Here is a 4,335-nt window from a genome sequence, read left to right as displayed (position 1 = left end):
TCGCGAACCTCGACCGAGTAAACATAAGCTTCGCCGCGCCTACTATGATGCGGGACTTGGCGTTAACGCCTTATATCTACGGGTAGGCCGCCGGCATACTATTCTTCACTTACACGGCCTTCGAAATCCCGAGCAACCTGGCGCTTGCGAAGGTCGGCGCGCGACGCTGGATCGCCCGCATCATGATCACCTGGGGCATGCTGTCGGCGGCGACGGCGCTGGCGAGCGGTCCGACGAGTCTGATCGTGCTCCGCTTCCTGCTCGGAATCGCCGAAGCGGGCTTCTTCCCCGGCATCATCTTCTTCATGGCGCAGTGGTTCCCCAACGAATACCGCGGCCGTCTGACAGCGGTGTTCTTCCTGGCCGTCCCGCTAAGCACCGGCCTCGGTTCCTTGCTATCGGCGCCGCTCCTGGCGATGGACGGCCTCCTCGGACTGCACGGATGGCAATGGCTTTTCATCGCCGAAGGGGTGCCCGCCGTCTGCCTTGGCATCCTCGTCTACGCCAGACTCGTCGATCGACCGGAGGACGCGCCCTGGCTGAGCGACGAGGAGAAGTCGGCGCTCGTGTCGCACCTAAAGCGGGATCACCAGGGCCACGACAAGGTGGCGTCGAAACTCCTGCAGGCCGTCACGGACTGGCGGGTGGTGGGGCTCAGCGCGATCTGGTTTTTGCGGTCCGTCTGTTTCTTCGGCGTGACGTTCTTCCTGCCGCAAATGGTCTCTCGATCCTACACGCCCACCGAAGCGGCGATCGCGATTGCGATCCCCTCGACGATCGCCGCTCTGACGACGATACCCTGGGCGAAGAGTTCCGATCGCCGGAACGATCGGCGCTGGCACCTGGTCGTCGCCTTCTTCGCCATATGCCTTGGCATCTGCGGTGCGGCGCTGCACCCAGGCACCATCTTCTCCCTGTTCTGCTTCACGATCGCGGCCATCGGATATTCCGCCATCACACCGGTCCTCTGGACCATTCCGCCAACCTTCCTGAAAGGCAGGGCTTCTGCAGGGGGCATCGCCTTCATCAACGCCATCGGCTACTTCGGGGGCCTTGTCGGTCCGGTCGCGATAGGATGGGCCAGGAACGCCTACGGCTCCTTCGAAGGCGGTCTCTACCTCCTATCGATGCTGGCTCTGATCGGCGCAGGGCTGACCCTGCTCGTGGTAAGGGACCAGAGGCCTGGCAACCCGTCGAAAAGCTTCTCCGAAGGCAAGACTTCGATCGCTTCGCCAGAGATCCGACTGGCGGACATCTGAACTGGACATGCGATGGACGAGACGGACGACGACGCGGGCCTACGGACACGAGCCAACGGAAAGCTGACGAAACGGCGGCTCGTCGAGGCATGCCTGGAGCACGTCTGGGATCGCGGCTACGGCGCGACCTCGATGGCCCTGGTCGCGGAAGCCGCAGGCACGCCCAAAGGGTCGGTTTTCTATCACTTCCCGACGAAGGAGACGATGATCGTCGCTGCGGTGGCGGAGTACGTGGAGCAGGCCACCGCCCGGCGCAAACGTGACCTGCTGCCGGACGCGCCGAGCCACCGCCCCACGGTCACCCGCCTGAAGCGATATTTCCATAAACGCATGGAAGCGCGGCGCGCGACGAACTTCAGGCGCGGATGCCTGCTCGGCAATCTTGCCGCCGAGATCAACGACGAGGCTGTTCCAGCCATCGCGAAGGCGGTGCAGCAGGGGTTGCAATCCTTTGAGGAGGATGTTGCCTCGTTCCTAACAGCAGCTTGCCATGAGGGCGAGGTGAGAAGCGATCTTCACGTGGAAGAGGTCTCGTCAACGCTCGTGAACGGCTGGGAAGGCGCGTTGTTGAGGATGAAGCTGAGCGGTTCGCCTAAGCCTCTAGAAAGCTTCATCGCGACGGTTCCGATAATCATTCGAAGGTGATCAGAGATGCGCCTTACCGTGCTCGAGAATGCCGCGCCAAAGCCCAATGACATTTTTAGTGGACACAGAGTCTTAGGTCAGGGCCTGCTGTGTCTACAGATGTCTGCCTCTGGCCGGAGAACGAACCCGCTTCGCGGGAAGGTGCGCATGTCGAGAGGGAGGTAAAGTCGCAACGATTGTGCTTCGATTGAGCGATCTCTGGCGTGGGCAGACCATCGCGGCTCCCTAACTTGAGGAGCTTACGATGAACGAGGTCACTCTTGCCGCCCCGATCAGCCCGCTGCGCCAGCGATTGATCGACGATATGACCATGCGCCGGTTCTCGCACGAGACCCAACGCAACTACATCCGCGATGTGGGACGCTTCGCGACGTTCCTGGGGCGCTTGCCCGACACGGCCACGGCGGAGGATCTGCGCCGCTTCCAAGTCGAGCAGCGCGAGGCCGGCGTCCCGGTGCCGACGATGAACGGCATCGTCGCGGCGCTGCGGTTCTTCTTCACGCACACGCTCGACCGTCCCGATCTATCCCGCAGGCTGGTTCGGGTGACCCATCCGCGCAAGCTGCCGATCGTGCTGAGCCCCGAGGAGATCGGCCGCTTGCTCAGCGCAACAACCTGCCTCAAGCATCAGGCCGCGCTGTCGGTCGCTTATGGCGCGGGTCTGCGCGTTGCCGAGGTCTCGGGCATGAAGGTCAGCGACATCGACAGCGAGCGTATGCTGCTCCGGATCGGGCGCGGCAAAGGCGGGCAGTATCGCAACGCCATGCTCTCAGCGTACATGCTTGCCCTGCTGCGTCAATGGTGGACGGTCGGCCGGCAACAAGGCGTGATGCACCCCAAGGGCTGGCTATTTCCAGGCCAGCACGCCGGCAAGCCCATCAGCACCCGGCAGCTCCATCGGATCGTCGTCGAGGCGGCGCACGCAGCCAACATCGCTAAGCGGGTCGGACCCCATACGCTGCGCCACAGCTTTGCGACACACCTGTTGGAAGACGGCGTCGACATTCGCGTTATCCAGGCGCTGCTCGGCCACGCCAAGCTCGACAACACGGCGTTCTATACGCGTGTCGCGACGCGGATGGTGAGGACCGTGACAAGCCCGCTCGACAAGATAGCCATGCTGATCGGAGGAACGCGCGGCGCCTGACGCGTGGTGGCGTTATCGCTAGAGGTTGCCGACATCCTGCGCCGCCACGGCCCTGGCTATCGCGCGACCCATGCCGGCCACCTGAGCCTCGCCCAGCTCAAGGTCATGTCGGCGATCGAGACCTGCCGTACCGCTGCGCTCGGTGGTCACGTCGGCGCTTGCGACGACTGCGGCTTCGTCCGCATCGCCTACAACAGCTGCCGCAATCGGCACTGTCCCAAGTGCCAGGGAGCCGCGGCGCGCGACTGGTTAGCGGCGCGGGAGGCCGACCTGCTGCCGGTCGGATACTTCCATGTCGTCTTCACGCTGCCTGCCGAGGTCGCCGCCATCGCCTGGCACAACAAGGCGGTGATCTACGACCTGCTGTTCAAGGCGGCATCGGAGACGATGATGACGATTGCTGCCGACCGCCGTCATCTTGGCGCGCGCATCGGCATCACCGCCGTGCTGCATACGTGGGGCTCGGCACTGACCCACCACCCGCACATCCACATGATCGTGCCCGGCGGCGGCATCGCGCCCGATGGCCGGCGCTGGATCGCGGCGCGGCCAGCCTTCCTGCTGCCGGTTCGGGTTCTGTCGAAGCTGTTCCGCCGGCTGTTCCTGACCGGACTGCACGCCCTCCATGCCGCCGGTCGGCTTCGCTTCTTCGGCCCTCATGCCCATCTCGACGATCGACGCGCCTTCCTGCGCTACCTGAAGCTGGCTCGAAAGAAGACATGGGTCGTCTACGCCAAGGCCCCGTTCGCGGGACCCGAAGCTGTACTCGCCTATTTCGCGCGCTACACGCACCGCGTCGCCATCTCGAACCGACGGCTCATCTCGCTCGACGAGACCGGCATCACCTTCCGTTACAAGGACTATCGACGCGGCGGGACCGAGCGGCATCAAACCATGACGCTCGCAACCGACGAGTTCATCCGCCGCTTCCTCCTGCATGTCCTGCCCAAGGGCTTCCACCGCATCCGCCACCACGGCCTGCTCGCCAGCGCCGGCCGCAAGGCCAACCTCGCGCGCGCCCGAGAGCTGCTTGCGGCGCCGCAAGCGACGAAGACGCTCAAGCCAGACCAGAAGCCCGATCCGCAGCCCCTCTGTCCATGCTGCGGCGGGCGCATGACGATCATCGAGACCTTCGATCGCGGCAGGCAACCGCGCGCGCCGCCGGCCGCCGCCGCGCCGCCCGGATCGGTGACGTCATGACCCGGCACGACCGACACATCTCTCACGTCTTGGCGCGGCGGCCTCGGCGACCGCTTTCGTGCGTCTTTGTGCGCCTGCTCGCGT

At 64.5% G+C, this 4,335-nt stretch carries 4 protein-coding genes; all 4 read left to right on the top strand.

Translation table 11 applies throughout. The features are described 5' to 3' along the window. Positions 1–95 precede the first annotated feature (95 nt). The 4 genes from GSQ79_RS11945 (at position 96) to GSQ79_RS11930 (ending at position 4,251) form a co-directional block, all read left to right on the top strand. Complete coding sequence (locus tag GSQ79_RS11945) at positions 96–1,259, top strand: MFS transporter (protein ID WP_256379019.1); 1,164 nt, start codon at positions 96–98, stop codon at positions 1,257–1,259. Between the two features lie 12 nt (positions 1,260–1,271). Then, positions 1,272–1,904 carry a TetR/AcrR family transcriptional regulator gene (locus GSQ79_RS11940; protein WP_158808940.1) on the top strand — a complete coding sequence of 211 codons (633 nt, stop codon included), beginning with the start codon at positions 1,272–1,274 and terminating at the stop codon, positions 1,902–1,904. A gap of 244 nt (positions 1,905–2,148) precedes the next feature. Beyond that, positions 2,149–3,051 (top strand): tyrosine-type recombinase/integrase, encoded by a 903-nt coding sequence (locus GSQ79_RS11935; RefSeq protein WP_158808939.1) that lies wholly within the window; start codon positions 2,149–2,151, stop codon positions 3,049–3,051. A gap of 3 nt (positions 3,052–3,054) precedes the next feature. Then, positions 3,055–4,251 carry an IS91 family transposase gene (locus GSQ79_RS11930; RefSeq protein ID WP_158808938.1) on the top strand — a complete coding sequence of 399 codons (1,197 nt, stop codon included), beginning with the start codon at positions 3,055–3,057 and terminating at the stop codon, positions 4,249–4,251. Positions 4,252–4,335 lie beyond the last annotated feature (84 nt).

The organism is Beijerinckia sp. L45 (assembly GCF_009765775.1).
Lineage (GTDB): Bacteria > Pseudomonadota > Alphaproteobacteria > Rhizobiales > Beijerinckiaceae > RH-AL1.
Note: the sequence above shows the minus strand (reverse complement) of the source record. Positions and strands in the feature narration are given on the sequence as shown.